The sequence below is a fragment of the Marinimicrobium sp. UBA4509 genome, from assembly GCF_002388575.1.
Classification (GTDB): Bacteria; Pseudomonadota; Gammaproteobacteria; order Pseudomonadales; family Cellvibrionaceae; genus Marinimicrobium; species Marinimicrobium koreense.
Map to the genome: position 1 here is coordinate 25,683 of NZ_DGMV01000034.1, position 1,899 is coordinate 27,581.

Annotated in this window: 1 protein-coding gene; it reads left to right on the plus strand. The window is 60.2% G+C overall.

The window, feature by feature from the left end; translation table 11 throughout:
• Positions 1-118: 118 nt before the first annotated feature.
• On the plus strand, positions 119-1,858 hold the full coding sequence (recJ, locus tag B3520_RS04920) for a single-stranded-DNA-specific exonuclease RecJ (protein ID WP_286804728.1): 1,740 nt from the start codon (positions 119-121) through the stop codon (positions 1,856-1,858).
• Positions 1,859-1,899 lie beyond the last annotated feature (41 nt).

A 1,899-nucleotide genomic window follows, 5' to 3' on the forward strand; every position in this document is an offset into this window, starting at 1 on the left:
GTCTTGAAAGGGCTTCCCCTTCCCGTCCCTCTGTGCCAAGGATCGCGTAGGGCGGATAAGCCGAAGGCGCATCCGCCGTAACCAAAGCCGAATCCCTCTAATTTCACCGACGGACCTCATGCAAAAAACCATCCTCCGACGCACACCTCCTGAACACTCTCTGGAAACCCCTCTGGCTGGTGACCTTCCTCCGTTGCTGGATCGCCTTTATCGGCTGAGAGGCGTCTCTCGCTCGGAAGAACTCTCCCACAAGCTGCAACACCTGCACAAACCCACCTTCAAAGGCCTGCCCGAAGCGGTGGCTCTATTGGCCGATGCGGTCGAGGCACAGGCCAATGTGTTGGTGGTGGGTGACTTCGACGCTGACGGCGCCACCAGTTCGGCGTTGGCGGTGATGGCGTTGCAGGCCATGGGCCTGGCGAGTGTGGATTTTCTGGTGCCCAACCGGTTTGAGTACGGCTATGGGCTGACGCCGGAGATCGTAGAAGTGGCGGCGGCGATGGCGCCGGATGTGATTGTGACGGTGGATAACGGTATTTCCAGTGTCGAGGGGGTGCGTGCGGCGCAGGAGCATGGGATTGCGGTGGTGGTGACGGATCATCACCTGCCCGGTGATGAGCTGCCCTCCGCCGAAGCCATTGTGAACCCCAACCAGCCGGGCTGCCCGTTTCCCAGTAAAAACCTGGCAGGTGTTGGTGTTATTTTTTACGTGATGAACGCCCTGCGGGCGGAGTTGCGTCAGCGGGGCTGGTTTGCCCAGGGCCAGCCCGAGCCCAATATGGCGAATTTTCTCGATCTGGTGGCCCTCGGTACGGTGGCGGACGTGGTGCCGCTGGATCACAATAACCGCATTCTGGTGTCTCAGGGCTTACAGCGCATTCGCGCCGGTGTGGCTCGCCCGGGCATTATTGCCCTGCTGGATGTGGCCGGGCGACAGATGCACCGGCTGGTGGCCAGTGACCTGGGGTTTGCCATTGGCCCACGGCTGAACGCGGCGGGACGCCTGGACGATATTTCCGTGGGCATTCAGTGTCTGATGTGCGACAGCGATGAGCTGGCCCGGGAGATGGCGTTGACGCTGGACGAGCTCAACCGCGATCGCAAGGCGATTGAGAGTGGCATGCAGAAGGAAGCGGTGGCCATGCTCAATCGGCTGCAGCTGGATGAAGAAAATCAGGCGCTGCCCTGGGGGCTCTGCCTGTATGACGGTAATTGGCACCAGGGTGTGATCGGTATTCTGGCGTCGCGCATCAAGGATCGTCTGCACCGTCCGGTGATCGTGTTTGCCGATGCCGGGGAAGGGGAGATCAAAGGTTCGGCTCGCTCAATTGCCGGTTTGCACATCCGCGATGCGCTGGATGCGGTGGCGGCCCGTCATCCGCATCTGTTGAACAAGTTCGGCGGCCATGCCATGGCGGCGGGGATGACGCTCTCTCGGGAGAATTTCGACGCGTTTCAGCAGGCCTTTGACGAAGAAGTAAAACGTCAATTGCAGCCGGAGGACCTGCAGCCGGTGTTGGTCAGCGACGGTAATTTGACGCCCACGGAAGTGAACCTGGAACTGGCCAGTTTGCTGCGCAACGCAGGCCCCTGGGGACAGCATTTTCCGGAGCCGCTGTTCGATGGGGATTTTGCGCTGGTTCAGCAGAGGCTGGTGGGGGAGAAACACCTGAAAATGACGTTGGCGCTGGATTCGCAGGGACAACATCTGGTGGACGCCATTGCGTTCAATATTGATCCGGAGTTGTGGCCCAATCCGTCCGTGCAGCGTGTGCACCTGGCGTATCGGTTGGATGTGAACGAGTTTCGCGGGCGTCAGTCCGTGCAGTTGATGGTGGAGTATTTGGAGCCGGCGTAAATGAAGTCCGAGGTGTTCGTCGGCTTACGCGCGTTGCGCTA

What these genes read in the sequence shown, in the direction of transcription:
- recJ (WP_286804728.1), top strand. Translation starts at nt 119, where the DNA reads ATGCAAAAAACCATCCTCCGACGCACACCTCCTGAACACTCTCTGGAA.